Source organism: Candidatus Binataceae bacterium, from assembly GCA_035508495.1.
Classification (GTDB): Bacteria; Desulfobacterota; Binatia; order Binatales; family Binataceae; genus JASHPB01.
Window position 1 is genome coordinate 61,739 of the sequence record DATJMX010000021.1, and the last position, 14,685, is coordinate 76,423.

The 14,685-nt window shown below is 60.3% G+C and carries 17 protein-coding genes; 9 read left to right on the forward strand and 8 right to left on the reverse strand.

All coding sequences use genetic code 11. From position 1 onward, the window contains the following. Positions 1 to 5: 5 nt before the first annotated feature. Both VMA09_06545 and VMA09_06550 read right to left on the reverse strand, forming a co-directional pair. Entirely contained in the window at positions 6 to 605 is a 600-nt protein-coding gene (locus VMA09_06545; protein ID HUA33245.1) for an SRPBCC family protein, read from the reverse strand. A gap of 17 nt (positions 606 to 622) precedes the next feature. After that, complete coding sequence (locus VMA09_06550; GenBank protein ID HUA33246.1) at positions 623 to 1,174, reverse strand: YbhB/YbcL family Raf kinase inhibitor-like protein; 552 nt, start codon at positions 1,172 to 1,174, stop codon at positions 623 to 625. 285 nt (positions 1,175 to 1,459) lie between these two features. On the opposite strand from VMA09_06550, the gene VMA09_06555 reads away from it, so the two are divergent. The 8 genes from VMA09_06555 to VMA09_06590 all read left to right on the forward strand — a co-directional run bounded on the left by VMA09_06555 (position 1,460) and on the right by VMA09_06590 (position 6,622). Further along, a complete protein-coding gene (locus tag VMA09_06555; GenBank protein ID HUA33247.1) occupies positions 1,460 to 1,684 on the forward strand; it encodes a helix-turn-helix domain-containing protein in 225 nt (74 codons plus the stop codon). 134 nt (positions 1,685 to 1,818) lie between these two features. Then, the gene (locus VMA09_06560) at positions 1,819 to 2,469 is read left to right on the forward strand and encodes a TetR/AcrR family transcriptional regulator (protein ID HUA33248.1); all 651 of its coding nucleotides are present in this window, start codon (positions 1,819 to 1,821) and stop codon (positions 2,467 to 2,469) included. Then, positions 2,466 to 3,605: an LLM class flavin-dependent oxidoreductase gene (locus tag VMA09_06565; GenBank protein HUA33249.1), complete on the forward strand. Its 1,140-nt coding sequence runs from the start codon at positions 2,466 to 2,468 to the stop codon at positions 3,603 to 3,605. The genes VMA09_06560 and VMA09_06565 overlap by 4 nt, the downstream gene beginning before the upstream one ends. Before the next feature lie 158 nt (positions 3,606 to 3,763). Beyond that, positions 3,764 to 4,114, forward strand: coding sequence for a metalloregulator ArsR/SmtB family transcription factor (locus VMA09_06570; protein HUA33250.1), 351 nt, complete (start codon positions 3,764 to 3,766; stop codon positions 4,112 to 4,114). After that, positions 4,098 to 4,571, forward strand: coding sequence for an SRPBCC domain-containing protein (locus tag VMA09_06575; GenBank protein ID HUA33251.1), 474 nt, complete (start codon positions 4,098 to 4,100; stop codon positions 4,569 to 4,571). Before VMA09_06570 ends, VMA09_06575 begins: the two co-directional genes overlap by 17 nt. 13 nt (positions 4,572 to 4,584) lie before the next feature. Beyond that, positions 4,585 to 4,857, forward strand: coding sequence for a hypothetical protein (locus VMA09_06580; GenBank protein ID HUA33252.1), 273 nt, complete (start codon positions 4,585 to 4,587; stop codon positions 4,855 to 4,857). A gap of 12 nt (positions 4,858 to 4,869) precedes the next feature. After that, positions 4,870 to 5,751 carry a transglutaminase-like domain-containing protein gene (locus tag VMA09_06585; protein ID HUA33253.1) on the forward strand — a complete coding sequence of 294 codons (882 nt, stop codon included), beginning with the start codon at positions 4,870 to 4,872 and terminating at the stop codon, positions 5,749 to 5,751. Positions 5,752 to 5,863: 112 nt separating this feature from the next. Next, the gene (locus VMA09_06590; protein HUA33254.1) at positions 5,864 to 6,622 is read left to right on the forward strand and encodes a DUF899 domain-containing protein; all 759 of its coding nucleotides are present in this window, start codon (positions 5,864 to 5,866) and stop codon (positions 6,620 to 6,622) included. A 42-nt stretch (positions 6,623 to 6,664) separates the two neighbouring features. Here the strand turns inward: VMA09_06590 and VMA09_06595 are convergent, their stop codons facing one another. From VMA09_06595 to alaS, 3 genes are all read right to left on the reverse strand, one after another. Next, a complete protein-coding gene (locus tag VMA09_06595) occupies positions 6,665 to 7,297 on the reverse strand; it encodes a glutathione S-transferase family protein (GenBank protein HUA33255.1) in 633 nt (210 codons plus the stop codon). A 361-nt stretch (positions 7,298 to 7,658) separates the two neighbouring features. After that, complete coding sequence (locus VMA09_06600) at positions 7,659 to 8,240, reverse strand: hypothetical protein (GenBank protein ID HUA33256.1); 582 nt, start codon at positions 8,238 to 8,240, stop codon at positions 7,659 to 7,661. 13 nt (positions 8,241 to 8,253) lie between these two features. Further along, complete coding sequence (gene alaS / locus VMA09_06605) at positions 8,254 to 10,911, reverse strand: alanine--tRNA ligase (GenBank protein ID HUA33257.1); 2,658 nt, start codon at positions 10,909 to 10,911, stop codon at positions 8,254 to 8,256. 138 nt (positions 10,912 to 11,049) lie between these two features. Here alaS and VMA09_06610 point away from each other — a divergent pair, with 138 nt between their 5' ends. Continuing rightward, positions 11,050 to 12,051, forward strand: coding sequence for a DUF445 family protein (locus tag VMA09_06610; GenBank protein ID HUA33258.1), 1,002 nt, complete (start codon positions 11,050 to 11,052; stop codon positions 12,049 to 12,051). Here the strand turns inward: VMA09_06610 and VMA09_06615 are convergent. The 3 genes from VMA09_06615 to VMA09_06625 all read right to left on the reverse strand — a co-directional run bounded on the left by VMA09_06615 (position 11,978) and on the right by VMA09_06625 (position 14,632). Continuing rightward, positions 11,978 to 12,574, reverse strand: coding sequence for a VWA domain-containing protein (locus VMA09_06615; protein HUA33259.1), 597 nt, complete (start codon positions 12,572 to 12,574; stop codon positions 11,978 to 11,980). The two genes, VMA09_06610 and VMA09_06615, sit on opposite strands and share 74 nt — an antisense overlap. Positions 12,575 to 12,695: 121 nt before the next feature. Continuing rightward, entirely contained in the window at positions 12,696 to 13,742 is a 1,047-nt protein-coding gene (locus VMA09_06620) for a CAP domain-containing protein (protein ID HUA33260.1), read from the reverse strand. Beyond that, the gene (locus VMA09_06625) at positions 13,742 to 14,632 is read right to left on the reverse strand and encodes a VWA domain-containing protein (protein ID HUA33261.1); all 891 of its coding nucleotides are present in this window, start codon (positions 14,630 to 14,632) and stop codon (positions 13,742 to 13,744) included. Before VMA09_06625 ends, VMA09_06620 begins: the two co-directional genes overlap by 1 nt. Between the last annotated feature and the right edge of the window lie 53 nt (positions 14,633 to 14,685).

The following is a 14,685-nucleotide window of genomic DNA, read 5'->3' on the forward strand; positions in this document are numbered from 1 at the left end:
GGCGCTCAGAATTCTTCGTCGCCCTTGTCGGATTGGTTGGCGGTCTGAATATGCAGTGCCTGCTTGAGACCCTCGAGCTGCGCGACGAAGACCTGGCTGATCACGTCTTTGATGACGCCATCGGGAACCGGGAGCTGCTGCGAGAACTTGGTTGTCTCGTTAAGCGTGATGAGCGTGGACGAGCCCTCGTCATCGAGCGAGTAGTGGGCGTCAGTGTTGAGCATGGGACTGTCGATGGTGTGATAAGAGATCCGATGTTGCGCGGGATCGTAATCGAATTGCAATCGAGCGGTAATGACCTGGTCGGCGGGACCGTTGAGATCCATATCGACGATCTTGGTGTTGCCGCTCTGGGAAACGACGCGCACCGCCTTGATCTGGCTTGAATGCAGATTCTGCACGTCGGACATCGCGCTATATACGGCGTCGATCGGCGCGGGTACACGAGCCTGGATGTTCGCCGTCCATATGTCACCGTTGTGGGTGATGTCCTGCGAGACAATGCCGGCCGCGCGCGCGCGATGGGCCACGTAGTAGCGCCATCCCGCCAAGGAGATCACTGCGAGCACGACGACGGCGCCAACGATCCTGAGAAAAATTTTCATAATCGGTATTTCTCGGATTACTTGCTGAAAGTTCCGATTAGCTCGGCCTTCCCGATGACATGCGCTTGCATCGCAGCTTGAACCGCTCGGAGGCTCGCGCCCTTGGGCAGATTGATCGTGGAGTTAAGCGCGTAGAGTTCGAAATGGTAGTGATGAACTTTGCCCGGCGGCGGACACGGTCCCATGTAGCCGATCTTCGCGGCGGAGTTCATCCCCTGCTCACCCCCTCCCACTAGTTCGTCCGTATGAGGCACGGCAGCGGGCATCGACGAAGCCGCCGCTGGAATGTCGAATGCGATCCAGTGTGTAAAAGTTCCATGCGGTGCGTCGGGATCTTGAACGATCAGCGCGAACGATTTGGTTCCCGCAGGGGTTCCGCTCCATGTGAGAGACGGAGAGGTGTTTGCGCCGCTGCAACTGTTATCGGTGGGAATAGCACTGCCTGAGGTAAACGCAGTGCTAGTTAAAGTGAATCCCGCTTCAGCGTGTGCGCGAGGCGCGGTTACGATGAAGTATGAGAGAGCCAATAATAGGCTGACGGATATAAGTAGATTTGTTTTGCGATTCATCCTCGTATCTCCGTATCTCTGACTTGTGAAACTATCAACTCCCGATAAGCAAGCGGTCGCTACTTGACCGCCGTGTGCAATTATTTCCTAATTAGAACGATAGCACTGCACGAAAAATTTCGGCGTCACGGCAATAGGCACCTCTTGACGCGAATGACCATTTTTGAGAAGTGTTATGGTGTTAAAAGCGAGCGATAAGTAGCGACGAGCGGCGGAACGAGGGAGGACTGCGAGCGTCGCCCGTCTGGTTTTGGCCGAATAACAGAGCCAAGAACTGGAGAAAAAATGGCTACCGAGAGCAAATACAACCTGCCGCGAGTGATGACGGTGAAGGAGCTGTCTGAATACCTCAGGGTGCATCCCTCCACCATATATAAACTTCTGCGGCGGGGAGAACTGCCGGGATTCCGGATTGGAACCGACTGGCGGTTTAACGCCGAGGTGATCGACCGATGGTGCCTTGAGCGAAACATGAAGGGCCCAAGCGGCGAACCTTCCGATCAGAACTAAATCTCCCGCGAGACCGGATCCACGAAGTGTCGCGAACCACCAGGTTCGTGGCCTGATGCGTTGCGGAAAAGGGCGTGCGTATAGGCGCGCCCTTGACCTTGTGCCCTGTTCTGCCTCAGCATACCGTTCGTTCAATGGTGCCCAAGGCAAGGAAGCAGGCGGCTCGCACTCCTGCGCCGCCGACGCGTCGGCGCGGCACGCTCGATCTGGTGTTGATCGACGCCGCGATGGATTTATTTGCGTCTTATGGCTACCGCGGCACCTCGCTCGCCCGAATCGCGCGGGCGGCGGGCGTGACCAAGGGCGCGCTGTACTGGCATTTCTCCGATAAGGAGGATTTCTTCCTTGCCGTTTTGGACCGCGTGATGAGCGAATGGGGCGAGGTCTTCGCCGCGCCCGCGCCCGCCAGCGATCTGCCAGGCTATCGCGAGCAATTCCTGCGCGTCTTCGACCTGTGTTCGGAGGTCAATGAGAAGAATCCCTGGGTCTCGCGCCTCACGCTGATCATCGCCCTCGAATCGCACAAAATCGGTCCGCGCGTGTTGCGTACGATACGCCGCATAAATCGCCAGCAGCTCGCTAGTTGGCGCGAGCTCGTCGAGCGGGGCAAGAAGATCGGCGCGCTCGACGCGAATCTCGATTTGGATTGGGCCGCCACGCAGTGCTTCAGCGGTCTGGTCGGCCTCGAGCTGCTCTGGTACCTGCACGGACCGCGCTTCGACATCAAACGATCTTTTCGCCGCCAGGCACGTGAGTTTCTGCGGCTCTGGAGCGCGGAAAAATGAAAGCGGGTTTGATCTACGAGATCGAATCGATCAAGCCGCACACTCCCGATCACGAATACCGAATCTTCTGGGAGACGATGGCCCAGATCGAGCTCGCCGACAGTCTCGGCTACGACTCGGTCTGGACGGTTGAGCATCACTTCCTGAACGAGTTTTCGTACTGCTCGGCGCCCGAGGTTTTTCTCGCCTGCGTCAGCCAGCGCACGCGTCAGATTCGCATCGGTCACGGCGTCGTCGTGCTGCCGTTCAATCATCCGGTGCGCGTGGCAGAGCGGATCGCCGTGCTCGATATCATGTCGAACGGGCGCGTCGAGCTCGGCACGGGTCGCGCTACCACGATGAATGAGCTGCTGGGCTTTCATGTCGCGCCCGCGGACACTCGCCCGCGATGGGCCGAGGCGATCGAGATGATCCCGCGGATGTGGCGCGAGGATCCGTTTGGCTATCGCGGCAACTACTGGATGGTCGATCCGCCACAGTCGGTGATTCCGAAGCCGATCCAGAAACCGCATCCCCCGCTGTGGGTCGCCGCGACCAATCCCGATACGTTCGCGCTCGCCGCGTCGAAAGGACTCGGCGTGCTGTGCTTCACGCTCGGCGTCGAGCTGCCCGAAGTGCAGAATCGGATTCAGATTTATCGCGACGGCATCGCGCAGGCATGCCCGGTCGGGCTCGCGATCAACAACCAGGTCTCGATGAATATCATGGGGCTCGTCGCCGACGATCCCGCCGAGGCGGAGAAGATCGCGCGCGATGCCGTCCTGTGGTACGTGCGCCGCGGCTTCGAGCTGGTCTCGTCGGTCGCGCGCGCCGCGGCGGCGGAGCAGAGCTACAAATATCTGTCGAACGCGGCACGCTACGATCCCGAGCAGATCACGGGCGACTACTTCGAGTTCCTGAAGGAGAACGATCTGGTCGCGATCGGCGGTGCCGACGAGGCCTTGCGCATCGCGCGGATCTATCGCGAGATGGGCGCGGACCAGGTGCTCTTCTTTTTCCAATACGGTGCGATCCCGCACGAGCGCATCATGCGCGCGATAGAGATCGTCGGCCGCGAAATCCTGCCCGAGATCCATTCATGGCCGACCCCCGGTGCAATCACGCCAATCCGACCACAAAGACACGAAGGGCACTAAGTAAATCCTTCGAAGCGGCGTAGCCGCTTCGCTTCGTGCCCTTAGTGCCTTCGTAGTTCATTTGTTTTCCAGACGCTTCGCTGGAAGTGCTTGACTCGGCCGCCATCTCACGATATTTAACCCTATAGTTATTTAACTCAATGGTTCAGTAAAAGCAGATGTCACCAGAACGCCTCGACCTCACCTTTGCCGCGCTCTCCGATCCCACTCGGCGCGCGATCCTGGCTCGCCTCGCACTCGGTGAGACCTCCGTTACCGAGTTGGCCGAGCCTTTCGAGATGAGCATGCCCGCCATCTCCAAGCATCTGCGCGTTCTTGAGCGCGCGGGACTCGTTGCCCGCGGCCGCGAGGCGCAGTGGCGTCCGTGCCGTCTCGAGGCCGGCCCGCTCAAAGAGGCCTCCGACTGGATCGAGGAATATCGCCGTTTCTGGGAGCAGAGTCTCGATCGCCTGGGCGACTATCTGCGTGAAATTCAAGCCAAGGAGAAGAAGCATGCCCGCAGAAAGTAGCTCAGTGATCACTGATGATCGCGTGCTTGTCATCTCGCGCGTCTTCAATGCGCCGCGCAGCCTCGTCTACAAGGCATGGACGGAGCCTGAGCGCATCGCGCAATGGTTCGGGCCGCAGGGCTTCAAGGGCGAGGTCATCAAGATGGACGCTCGGATCGGCGGCTCCTTTCGCTTTTACATGCGCTCGCCCGACGGCACCGATCATTGGGCACAGGGGGTCCATCACGAGATCGTCGAGGGCGAGCGGCTCGTCTACACCTACGCGTGGGCCGACGCGAATGGGAACGCAACGCGGCCTGAGACGCTCATCACCGTGTCCTTCGAAGACCTCGGTGGCGACCGAACCCGTCTCACGTTCAGACAGGAAGTCTTCGAATCGATGACGGCGCGCGATATGCACAACAGCGGATGGAACAGCAGTTTCGATCGCCTCGCCGAATATCTCGCGACGGCCTGAAGGAGCGACGCTCATGCGCAAGATCAATTACCTCGGCAACACGTTTGGCATCTGGAGCCGCGAGCAGAGTTGGTTCTGGTCGGTGCTTGATTTGAGCCGTCCGGCGATCGGCGCCGCGGCGAGCGAGGCCGCCGCGATCGCCGAGGCATGCGCTGCGATCGACGAAATGTCAGCGCATCGACAACTTGAAGCAGACATCGCATCCAAGCTCTCGCCCTTTGACTGGGAGGATTCGCTGGCGAACCTGGAGAGCTATCTCGCGCGCATCTGCGATGCCCTCGCATGAAGGAGTTTGGTCATGGAAACACCGCAGGAATATTACAAGTATCACGGTCCCATGACTGCCGGCGCGGCGGGCCTAGGGTCGCTGCCGCGCGACGTCGGCAAGCTCTGCGAGATCGTGCAAGGTGTCCTGATTCATCGCGACATCGCGCCGTTTCTCTACGAGCGCAAGTTGACTGAGAGTGAATACGACGATGGCAACCTGCGCGGAATCGCGCCGATGCTCGAGAGGATCGGCGCGATCTCTGGCGATCAGCTCACAAATGCGCGTCACATCGGCCATCGCCTGCCCTGCGTGTGCAGGCATTTCACCCTGATGCTCGTCGCGATCCTGCGCGAGCAGGGCGTTCCAGCGCGGGCGCGATGCGGCTTCGGCGCGTACTTCACACCGGGCAGGTTCGAAGACCATTGGGTTGCCGAATACTGGAGCGCGGCAGGCAAGCGATGGATCCTGGTCGATGCGCAGTTGGATGCGGTCCAGCGCAAGGCCTTCAAAGTCGGCTTCAACACGCTCGACGTACCGCGCGATCAGTTCATAATCGCGGGCGACGCGTGGCAGATGTGCCGCGCCGGCAAAATCGATCCCGAATGTTTCGGCCTGACACACGTGCCGAATCTGCGCGGTCTATGGTTCATCGCCGGCGATCTTGTGCGCGACCTCGCCGCGCTCAACAAAATGGAACTCCTGCCGTGGGACGCCTGGGGCATGATGACGGGGCCTGACGGCAACCTGACTGAAGAATCAAAGACGTTTCTGGATAATGTTGCAGCACTGACCATGGGCGGCGACGCCACCTTCGCCGAGGTTCGCAAGCTTTACGAAAACGACGAACGCCTGCGCGCGCCGAATACGGTATTCAACGTTCTGCGCAACCGGCCGGAATCGATCGCAACCTGACCGTATTCCTGCGCGATCCGAATGAGGGGTGTGGCTCCCATGTTGCGCCTCTCGCTAGACTCCTTGCACGGCCTGAGCAGTGAAGCGAAGGTTTGACAAGGAGTGAACGGCGATGAGCAAGCACAAAACCGGTACGCGCGAGGAATGGCTCGCGGCGCGGCTCGATCTGCTCGCGGCTGAGAAAGAGCATACGCGGCGCGGCGACGAGCTGGCGCGGCGGTGCCAGGAGCTGCCGTGGGTAGAAATCCATAAAGCGTATCGATTCGATACCGACGAAGGCGGTGCTTCGCTTGCCGACCTCTTTCGCGGGCGCTCGCAGCTTCTCATCTATCATTTCATGTTTGGACCCGATTACACGGCAGGATGCCCGTCATGTTCAGCGATCGCCGACGGCTTCAACGGCATCGTCGCGCATCTCGCCAACCACGACGTGATGCTGTGGGCGGTGTCGCGCGCGCCGCTTGCGAAGCTGCAGGCGTACAAGCGCAGGATGGGATGGAAGTTTCCGTGGGCTTCATCGTTTGCGAGCGACTTCAACGCCGACTTCAATGTCTGGTTCTCCGAGGCGCAGCAGCGCGCGGGCGGCTTCGAATACAACTATAAACGCGCGGGCCAATTACAGATGCATGGCGAGCAGGGACCGGTTGCGCAGATGGCGGCGACGACCGGAACCGACGTTGCCACCTACTCGCGCGAGCGGCCGGGGATGAGCGCGTTCGCCGTTGACGATGGCGCCGTCTATCACTGCTACTCCACCTATGCGCGCGGACTCGACGGCCTGTGGGGGATGTATCAATGGCTCGATCGAGCACCCAAGGGCCGCAACGAAACCGCACCGTGGTGGCGCCGCCACGACGAGTACGACAAATAGTGATCGCCTTGCCCTCTACCAGTGGGAAGGTGCTGAGATAGATTACGCGGGCGTCACGCCGAGGCTCTCGAAGGCCTTCGAGATTCGCATCGCAGCGCGCGGTCGCGTGTACATCCGCTCCATGTATTCCCTGAGGCGCGGGAATCCGTCGAGCAGTTGAATCTCATTCGCCCAATCGAGGGTGTAGGCCATGATGAAGTCGGCGACGGTTGCGCTATTTCCGATGACGAATTGCCGTCCCTTCATATGCTCGTCGAGCACCGCCGCCATCGATTTGAAATCCTCGCGCGCGAGCTCGACTTCAGCGGGAATCCGCTTGTTTTCGGGATAAAGGCTCGTATGGCGCGCGATTCGCCAGAGCGGCTGCTCGAGCTCGGTGGCGGCGAAAAGAATCCATCGATTGACCTCGGCGCGCCCCGCGAGATCGCGCGGGATGAAACCTTTGTCGGCGAACTTCTCCGCAAGATACAGAACGATTGCGACCGATTCCGTCAGCACCAGGTCGCCATCGACGAGCGCCGGCAGCTTCCCAGCCGGATTCACCTTTAAGTACTCGGGACACTTATGCTCGCCGGCCAGCATGTTGACCGTGACAGCCTCGAAGGGAACGCCCAGTTCCTGTAGAGTCCATCGCACCCGAATCGATCGCGTAGGCGGGAATTCATAGAGCTTCATGATGATTCTCCGGAACAGCCTGCAAAGGCGATGAGCGATAAGTTAACTTAACCGAATGGTTAAATGAGTGTCAAGTGACTGCTTTCTGGAAGCGGTCCCTACTTCGCGGAACCTCCGGGATCCTTCGACTACGGCAGCCTCCGGTCAGGGACGACGCAAAAATCGCGCACCAGAAACATTTGAAACCTTCACAGACTTTCGGGATGACGGACTTGATCGCAACCAGCGATGTCCGGACTCGGCGGCCGCTCAGGATGACGGTCGGATGGCAGCTCACGATTTTGGACGACAGAGAGTTAGCGGAGTGATGTTCCCGGACGGTCGCCGTTCGTCGAAGCGAACCATCTTCCGAAAAGAATCCCTAAGACGCGAGCGCGGCGATGCATTCCTCGCGCGCGCTCCAGAGCCGAGCGAAATTCCACTCGGCGGGGAGCTTCGCACCGGGAAGCCATCGGCGCAGAAAGTCCCGATGCATCGCGATTTTGTAATCACCGATTTGTGGGGGCGAAATCTCCTCCTCGTGCAAGAAGGAGGCGATGGGCTCGACCGACGTCGTGACCGCGCGCGTCACATCGATTCGTTCGTCATCATAGACGATATAACAATGCGCCTCAGGGATTTCCTTGAGACGACATCTTGAGAGCACCGCACCGACTCCCGGCGTGTTTCGCTCGTTCATCAGATAGATGCCAATCATCAACTTAATTGCGACGCCTTGCTCAGATGCGAGCTGCCTGAGCAGCGCGTGCTTGCTGCTGCAGGTGCCTCGGCCTTCGCGCAGAACCGCGCTCAGGTCGGTGCGCGACGATGTTCGCCCATAGGGAAGCCGGTAAACGATCGCCGCGGCCTCACGATAGGTTCGCGCGCCCGCCTGGAGAAAGTCCGCGCTGATCTCGCCGGCTGTCTGCAAGGGAGTATCGGGCAATGCGGAATAGGTCAGCATCGTTCGCGCGCGCCTACTGAATCAGGTCTGCTACCTTCGCCAGTGCCTCGTCGAGCTTCGAGGAGTCTTTGCCGCCGGCTTGCGCCATGTCGGGGCGGCCGCCGCCGGTGCCGCCGACGATCGGCGCGATCTGCTTTACGATGTCGCCGGCCTTCGCTCGCGATGCGAGATCGGGCGTCACCGCCACCAGCAGCGCCACTTTGCCTTCGCCTAGGTCAGAGCCCAATGCGACTACCGCCGAGCCGTGCTTCTGGCGCAGCTTGTCGGCGATCTCGCGCAGCGTGCGCGCTTCGACGCCCTCGAGCTTCTGCGTGACGAGCTTCACGCCTTTCACGTCGCGGACAGTCTCGGCCGTTCCCGAGGCCGACGCGCCGCCGACCAGCTTCTGTTCGAGCGCGCGCAGCTTCTTTTCGAGTTCCTTTTCGCGGGCGAGCAGTTTCTCGAGGCGATCGACCGCGGCGGAGTCCTTGGCCCCGAGGCTCTTTGCGATCTCATCTAAAATTTTCTGCTGCGTGCGCACCGCTTCGAGCGCGCCCTGTCCGGTGACGGCCTCGATGCGCCGCACTCCAGCCGCGACGCCGGACTCCGCCTCGAGCTTGAAGAATCCGACATCGCCAGTGCGATTTACATGAGTGCCGCCGCATAGCTCGACCGAGAAATCACCCATCCGCACGACGCGCACGACGTCGCCGTACTTGTCGCCGAAGAATGCGAGTGCGCCGGCTTTGATCGCCGCGTCGTAGGGCATCTCCTCGGTCGTGACCTCGGCGTTCTCACGCACGCGCACATTGATCTCTTCTTCGATCGTCGCGAGCGCGTCGCCGCCGACCGGTCCCTGGTTATGAAAGTCGAAGCGCAGCCGCTCCGGTGAAACCGCCGAACCCGCCTGATGCACATGCGTGCCGAGCACGTCGCGCAGCGCGTAATGCAGGATGTGCGTCGCGGAATGATTCAGCATCGAAGCGTCGCGCCGCATGCGATCGATCTTGAGCGTTACGCGCTTGCCGGGCGCGAAGTCGCCGCGCTCACCGCGCAGCAATTTACCCAGATGAACGATAGAGCCTTCGGACTTGCGGGTGTCGGTGATTTCGAGGAGCGCGCCCGAATCGGTTTCGATCACGCCGCGATCGCCGACCTGGCCGCCGCCTTCGGGATAGAAGGGCGTTTCCGCGACGATGATCGCGACGGTGTCGCCATCCTTGCCGCCCGCGGCGAGAATTTCGGAATCCGCTTCGTAGCGATGGTGCCCGATGAATTTCGACGACGTTCCCGCGCTCAGGATTAAGTCAGGTGCCGCCGCTTCGTCCTTGCGCGCCGCGCGCCCGCGTTCCTTCTGCTCCTGCATCAGGCGCTCGAAGCCCGCGGTGTCGACATCGACGCCGTGATTGCGCAGCACGTCCTCCGTGAGGTCGAGCGGAAAACCATACGTGTCGTAAAGCTTGAACGCGATTTCGCCGGGCAGCGTGTGCCCATTCTTCTGCTTGAGGCGCTTCAACTCCGAATCGATAAGCTCGAGGCCGCGATCGAGCGTCTCGCCGAAGCGCGTCTCTTCCTGCGTGATCGCATCCGCGATCTTTTTCGAATCGCGGACAATCTCCGGATACGCCTCGCCCATCGCCTCGACTACACCTTCCTCGGCGATCGCAAGAAACGGTTGATGGATTCCAAGGTAGCGCCCATGGCGCGCGGCGCGCCGGATGATTCGGCGCAGCACGTATTCACGATCCGTGTTGCCCGGCGTCACGCCGTCGGCAATCAGGAAGGTCATCGTGCGCGCATGGTCGGCGATCGCGCGAAACGAAATGTCACTCTCGGGATTCTGGCCGTAGCGCGCCTCGCTGCCGAACTTGCGCGCCGCTTGTTCGATCTTCTCGATGATGACCTGGAACAGATCGATGTCGTAGTTGCCGAGCAGCTTGCCCTTCTCAATGCTCTGCATCACCGACGCGATCCGCTCGAGGCCCGAGCCGGTATCGACGTGCTTCTTGGCGAGAGGGCTGAGCTCGCCCGAAGCGCCGCGGTTGTATTGGATGAAGACCAGGTTGCCGAGCTCGATGAAGCGCGGGCATCCATCGACGTTGACCGCGCATTTGGTTCCCGGATGCGGACTTTCGTCGCACGCTGCTGCGCCGCGATCGATATGAATTTCTGAGCATGGACCGCATGGCCCGGTCTCGCCCATCTCCCAGAAGTTATCTTTCTCGCCAAAACGCAGGATTCGTCCGGGCGGAAGATCCTCGACGGTCTTCCAGACCTCTTCGGCTTCGTCGTCGTCTTTATAGACCGTGGCCCACAGCAGGTTGGGATCGACGCCCCAGACCTTGGTGATCAGCTCCCAATGCCAGTGGATGGCTTCCTTCTTGTAGTAGTCGCCGAACGACCAGTTGCCGAGCATCTCGAACATCGTGTGATGGTAGGTGTCGCGGCCGACGGCCTCGAGGTCGTTGTGCTTGCCCGAGATGCGCAGGCACTTCTGGCAATCGACGACGCGCGCGTGCGGCGGCGTGCGCACGCCGAGGAAATAGTCCTTGAACGGCACCATCCCGGCGTTGGTGAAGAGCAGGGTGGGATCGCCCTTGGGCACCAGCGACGCCGACGGCACGATCTCGTGTCCGCGCTCTTTGAAGAAATCAAGAAACGACTGTCGAATTTTAGCGGTAGTCCAGCGCATGCTGTTCCAATTCTACGAAACTTGGCGAAATCAAGCATCCGCTGTATAGCGAGCCCGCCTGCATGATTCCAGCGGCAGTTATCTCACGATCGGGGCGGTGTATCCTCGATCAAGGGCCTAGTGCGCCCGCCTAAAATCATGAGCACATCGCATCCAGAGCAGGTATCGGAACCGATCGCATCCGCGCGCGCTGTCGCCGAGGGCGGCTTCAGCGAGTTCATGCTGTCGCACAAGGGCGACCTGACGCTCGCCTTTTCGTTCGTCATCTACCTCGCGAGCGGCGCGATACTCGTCTTCACGCGCTACCGTCAGTCGGCCGAGGTCGCGGTCTCGATCGCGGAGGCGGCGCTCATCGGCGGACTGTGCGATTACATCGCGCTCAAGATGATCTTCGAGCGCCGATGGTATCTGCCCAACTCGGGAGTGCTGCCGCGCAATCGGCAAAAGCTCGTTGATGGAATCGCGGCGACGATCGAGAACGAATGGCTGACCCCGCAGATGATCGGCCAGCGCCTGAGCGAGATGAATCTCGTCACCCGCCTCGGCACTTATCTCGAAGAGGTCAAGCTCGCGGACATCCTGGGGCAGGCGGGTCTAGAGCGGATCATCGAGCGTATCATCGAGTATCTCGAGTCACCTGAGCGGCGTGCGCAACTCGAGATCGCGCTGCGCAAGGCTCTTCCCAAGACCTTCACGCGCATCTATGCGCTGATGAACCGGCTCGGTGCGCAGTCGCTGCCCGCGCGAATCGCGGCCAACCTGCGCCGGCGCCTCCCCGAGCTGCAGAACGATCCGGAGCTTATCGAATCGGTCGAGGACGCAATCCACGAGTTCGGTCGTCAGCTCCACGATCCCGAGAGCTACGCGCATCAGATGGCGCGCCGGATGATCGACGAGATCGTGCGCCGCGCCGTTGATTCAAGTCGCGGTCAGATCTCGCACATGGTGCGCGAAAACCTCGCGCGGTTGTCCGATGAGCAGATCAGGTTCCAGATCGAATCAAAAACGCGCACACATCTGGACTGGATTCGCGTCAACGGCGGAATCTTCGGCGCCTTTTTCGGCCTCATCTTCGCGCTGTCGCGAATTCTGATCCATCACGGCCCGCAAATCCTCGCGCGCCTTCACCTCGCGATGTGATCGTCAATTCGTGGATAGCAATTCTTTGCAGGTGTGGACATACACGCGTTCTTTGCTCGCGGTTCGAGTCATACAAGGGCGTCCGGCCGTACGGGGTCATCGAATCAAGCCTGTTCATAGAAGCCTGGTGATTCGTGGACAGAGGCTCCGCGACGATAACTTTGGTGTTTGAAATCAGATCCCCGGTCGGAGCAAATACGAGCAACGCAATTTCGTCGCAAGCGCTTAGGTTCGCGGACGCAGCCCTGAGGGCGTCGGTCACGGTTTGGAGTTTGCTGTTGCCAGTGGAAGCTACTTTGGAGCGCATGCTTCCGGATGTGTCGACGATAATTGCAATGGACGCAGGCATCGCGTCTTTGTCGTCGCGGAAGTATTCTACCGGCAGGGTCGGACCGTTGGCCGATACGAGGAAGTCTGATTGCTTGAGGCCGTCGACCGCCTGGCCGTCGTCGTCGATCACCGTGACTGTATACTGCGCATAGCCGGGCTTCGCGGCGATTTCCTTGGGTGGCGCGTCGAGCAACGCGCAGAGCTTGAGCGGAGGAGGCGCGGCCGCCTGCGTCGGCGGCGATGCGGGCGGTTGCGATTGAATCGCGCATCCTGCGAGGCCAATCGCGATCGCAACCAAGGCGAGTCTTTTCAATCTATTGGCGCTGTCCATGGTTACCGATCGCAAACGTCCAGTTGTAGGGCTTGCCGTTTGCGACGATGGCGACGTTGTAGGTCTTGCCGGAATGTAGGCGCTCTTTCGGGATCAGCACGACTGCACCGAATGAGGTCAGAACGGCGCGTCCGGTGTAGGTTTGCGCTTCGTCACTGGCGCGATAGCTCGCGCTGTCGAATGCGCACGACTCGATTGGTTGTCCGTCGGACGTGACCGATGCGGAGTCGAGCTTGACCGACGCTGTGCCTCCGAGCTGAAGCGTGATCGGAAATCCGGTGGGGGTCACATAGCCGGGGCATGAGGCGAGCGGATTCGGCAACTCGGTGCTGCTGAACGCGGCCAGCGGGAAGGTCGAGTTCGGCGGCGGGAACTGCACCACTCGTTGATTCGTCGTGTCAGTCTCGGTGTCAGTGCTCGATTCTTCGCGGATCATCGATCGATGCGTCGGCGACGGCGCGTTGGGATCTTCGAGAGCGTTGGGCTTGCGCAACTGCATCGCGATCGCGGACACGCCGTCTTCATCGAAGCTGCCGAAGCCGGCCTCGGTCAGTTTCGGATTCAGAATCGGAAAACGATGGAACGGCCCCGCGATCCAGAGGTCGATTGCCTGCCTGTCCGTCAGTTCGATTCCGCCCGGCGGGATGATGTCGCTGGTGCGCGCCGCCGCGTAGCCCTCCGCCGTGTACCACTGGTTGCCGCGGCTCTCGCTGTGCATCTCGAGGCTCGGGCTTTTGCCGGCGGAATAATTCTTGACCAGGTAGCGAGCGTGCGCGGTGTCGTCGTCCGACATTTTGTTATTGGCGGTGATCGGATCGAGCCCAGCCATCGTGCGGAACTGATTCACCCGCGTGAGCCATTCCGGCGCCGAAGTATCGGGCGCCGTTTCGACGACAGGTGCGGGCGTTGATGACGACGCCGGCGTGCCCGAGAGCACCTGCTGCGCATGCTCAGGCAGGATACTCGCCGCGCCGCCGCTGCATGCCGCGAGCATCACGCAGAGAGCTATCGACAATGTGATTCGAGCCATTATTGCGCAGCCGATGCGACGGACGGCGACGTGGGCCGCGCGGCCTCGCACGTGACGATTTTCGCGTCAGGATGGTCTTTGATCGCGAAGCGAACAGGATCTTCAGGATGGATCGGCGTCGGTTGAATTACTCCTATCGAATACGAAGTTCCGAGCGACATGGTCGCCTGATCAAGAGCTGACGAGAAATCATCGGTGGCAGAGTCGGTCCCGGCGGTGTTCACCACAAAGGACTTTCCACCCGACGCATCTGCAAGCGATTGCAGGGATTTGGCGTCAACGCGGTCTGCGTCGCGATATGACGGTAGCGCGAATGGGCCAATTGAAAACGAAGGTCCGGCTGATGGCGAAGGATCTCCGATGCCGATCCCGAAAAACGATACATCATTTTTCTTGAGCGCGGCGCCAGCTTCGGCAGCATTCGACCGGCTGGCGTTATCCATGCCGTCAGTGATCAGAACAATCGCGCGTTTCGGATTGGAGCTTTCCTTATTGAGGACTCCGATCGCTTGCATGATCGTGTCGAAGGTCGCCGTTTGACCGTAAGCATGCAGCAGCGCAAGCCTTTGTTGCATCAGTGCATGATTACGAGTGAACGGCTGCAGCAAATATGCGTGAGCTGAATACGCAAATAACGCGATGTCATCCTGCAAAGGCAATTTCGCTATGAAATGTGCGATGCCTTCTCGCACCCAGGGTATCTTCGGCGTCATGCTACCGGAGGTGTCGACTAGTATTACGATCGAATAGGCGGGGCTGGAGCCGTTGAACATCGCGATTGGAATCGTTTTTCCGTCGGCAGTCACAGAGAAATCGGATTGCTTTAGATTTTCGATCGCCTTGCCAGAATCCCATGCGGCGAGGCCAAATTCCGTGAATCCCGGCTGCACCGAGAGATCCTTGGGAGCGGTTCCAACGCAGGCGAACGCCACCTGCGTCACAC

What these genes read in the sequence shown, in the direction of transcription:
- VMA09_06545 (HUA33245.1), bottom strand. Translation starts at nt 605, where the DNA reads ATGAAAATTTTTCTCAGGATCGTTGGCGCCGTCGTCGTGCTCGCAGTG.
- VMA09_06550 (HUA33246.1), bottom strand. Translation starts at nt 1,174, where the DNA reads ATGAATCGCAAAACAAATCTACTTATATCCGTCAGCCTATTATTGGCT.
- VMA09_06555 (HUA33247.1), top strand. Translation starts at nt 1,460, where the DNA reads ATGGCTACCGAGAGCAAATACAACCTGCCGCGAGTGATGACGGTGAAG.
- VMA09_06560 (HUA33248.1), top strand. Translation starts at nt 1,819, where the DNA reads ATGGTGCCCAAGGCAAGGAAGCAGGCGGCTCGCACTCCTGCGCCGCCG.
- VMA09_06565 (HUA33249.1), top strand. Translation starts at nt 2,466, where the DNA reads ATGAAAGCGGGTTTGATCTACGAGATCGAATCGATCAAGCCGCACACT.
- VMA09_06570 (HUA33250.1), top strand. Translation starts at nt 3,764, where the DNA reads ATGTCACCAGAACGCCTCGACCTCACCTTTGCCGCGCTCTCCGATCCC.
- VMA09_06575 (HUA33251.1), top strand. Translation starts at nt 4,098, where the DNA reads ATGCCCGCAGAAAGTAGCTCAGTGATCACTGATGATCGCGTGCTTGTC.
- VMA09_06580 (HUA33252.1), top strand. Translation starts at nt 4,585, where the DNA reads ATGCGCAAGATCAATTACCTCGGCAACACGTTTGGCATCTGGAGCCGC.
- VMA09_06585 (HUA33253.1), top strand. Translation starts at nt 4,870, where the DNA reads ATGGAAACACCGCAGGAATATTACAAGTATCACGGTCCCATGACTGCC.
- VMA09_06590 (HUA33254.1), top strand. Translation starts at nt 5,864, where the DNA reads ATGAGCAAGCACAAAACCGGTACGCGCGAGGAATGGCTCGCGGCGCGG.
- VMA09_06595 (HUA33255.1), bottom strand. Translation starts at nt 7,297, where the DNA reads ATGAAGCTCTATGAATTCCCGCCTACGCGATCGATTCGGGTGCGATGG.
- VMA09_06600 (HUA33256.1), bottom strand. Translation starts at nt 8,240, where the DNA reads ATGCTGACCTATTCCGCATTGCCCGATACTCCCTTGCAGACAGCCGGC.
- alaS (HUA33257.1), bottom strand. Translation starts at nt 10,911, where the DNA reads ATGCGCTGGACTACCGCTAAAATTCGACAGTCGTTTCTTGATTTCTTC.
- VMA09_06610 (HUA33258.1), top strand. Translation starts at nt 11,050, where the DNA reads ATGAGCACATCGCATCCAGAGCAGGTATCGGAACCGATCGCATCCGCG.
- VMA09_06620 (HUA33260.1), bottom strand. Translation starts at nt 13,742, where the DNA reads ATGGCTCGAATCACATTGTCGATAGCTCTCTGCGTGATGCTCGCGGCA.